Annotated in this window: 1 protein-coding gene and 1 pseudogene; both read right to left on the bottom strand. The window is 68.2% G+C overall.

The features are described 5' to 3' along the window. Positions 1 to 285, bottom strand: a pseudogene (locus KZA10_RS16145) (hypothetical protein); the annotation flags it as partial. 52 nt (positions 286 to 337) lie between these two features. Then, the coding region (locus KZA10_RS16140; RefSeq protein ID WP_374196609.1) for an SCO6880 family protein at positions 338 to 977 on the bottom strand (640 nt) is incomplete at its 5' end.

Genomic DNA, 977 nt, shown 5'->3' with positions numbered 1-977 from the left:
GCTGACATGCTGCGCGGCCTGGCGCAGCGCATCGGCAGCGGCCCAGACATCCGCGGCACCGAGGTCGCGGTCACCGTCGTCATGAGCGGCCCGGCCTTGGTAGGTGATACCTGCTCCGGCGAGCTGGATGAACGACTGTTCCAGCAAGCGGGTCGCGGCCAGTAGTTCCCCGACGATGCCGTGGAGCTTGTCGGGGTTGTCGATGCGTCGGCTGGCGTGCGCGAGGCCTCGCAACGCCGCGTTTGCTTCCGCAGCGTCAGCGGTCGGGTCGTTGAACGTGGGCATGTCGGACCTCCAGATGAACAGGTGCGGGTGGCTTCGAGGTGCGCCCGACGGCTCAGACCTTGCGGCACAGCGGCAGCGCGGCGGCGGTGAACGCTTGGGCCTGCTGGCCGACCAGCACGCGGGTCTCACACGAGGCTTGGATGGCGGCCTGCTCGATCGCAGCGACTGCCGCTTCCAGTTCCTCGAGCGAGTCGGCAGACACCGAGATCAGACCCGTGTAGCGGAGCACTCCGTGCCCGGCGGTGAGGTCTGCCTCCTGCTGGAGCGCGTCGTGGTATTCAGCGGTTTGCGAAGCGTCTTCGATCTGCCCGATGCGGGCGCGCTGGGCCGCGTCGCTGATGTACTCGGTCTTCTTGCGGCGAATGTCGCGCGCGGCCTGATCGGTGCGCAGCGGGGTACAGATCAGCGAGAACGCACGGTGGATACCACTGGACAGCAACACGGGTGAGAGGAACCCCGGATGCACCATCGAGCGCGGCCACTCCGAAATCCAGACGACGGTGTGATAGGCCGAGTCGCTGCGCAGATGCCCCCACGACTCGGTGACCGCGACTGGCCCGGCGGTGGCGAGGTCGTGTCCGAGGTCGCCGTGGCGTTCCAGCGTCGCGGCGATAGCCGGGTCATACGCCGAGCGCAGGACGACCGCGATCTGCCCGGTGCTGAGCCAGCCCTTGCTCGTCAGGTCTGCCGAG

The sequence above is a fragment of the Microbacterium sp. BF1 genome (genome assembly GCF_019279095.1).
GTDB classification, from domain to species: Bacteria; Actinomycetota; Actinomycetes; order Actinomycetales; family Microbacteriaceae; genus Microbacterium; species Microbacterium maritypicum.
The sequence above is the reverse complement of the archived record's forward strand: the minus strand, read 5'-3'. Positions and strand labels throughout refer to the sequence as shown.